We start from the raw sequence: 449 nt of genomic DNA, 5'->3' as shown, positions 1-449 counted from the left end.
AGAACCCGGACCTGGGCTCGATGCGCATCCTGCACCTGCCGCACTCGTGGAACCACTGCATGGGCGACCACATCATCGTGTTCACCGTGTGGCCGATCAGCGCCCAGGAAACCATGGTCACCACCAAGTGGATCGTCCACAAGGACGCGGTCGAAGGCGTGGACTACGACGTGGAGCGCATGCGCCAGGTCTGGGATGCGACCAACGACCAGGACCGTCGCCTGGCCGAAGAGAACCAGCGCGGGATCAACTCCACCGCGTACCAGCCAGGGCCTTACTCCAAGACCTATGAATTCGGCGTGGTGAACTTCGTGGACTGGTACAGCGAGCGGATGCTGAACAACCTGGGGGCCGAGCCTGCGCCTTACCTCAAAGGTGTTCCGGTTCTGGGTTAATCGACATCTGATCGTTCCCCCGCCAGGCGTGGGAACGATCCTTCCTCGCTAAAT

General features: G+C 61.2%; 1 pseudogene. It reads left to right on the top strand.

Annotated features, from left to right (window positions below):
* Nucleotides 1-395: pseudogene (gene gbcA / locus AC1DKR_RS21195) on the top strand (glycine-betaine demethylase subunit GbcA); the annotation flags it as partial.
* Nucleotides 396-449: the final 54 nt, after the last annotated feature.

It is taken from the genome of Stenotrophomonas sp. 01N47 (assembly GCF_056399165.1).
This window is presented reverse-complemented; position numbering and strand designations above follow the sequence as displayed.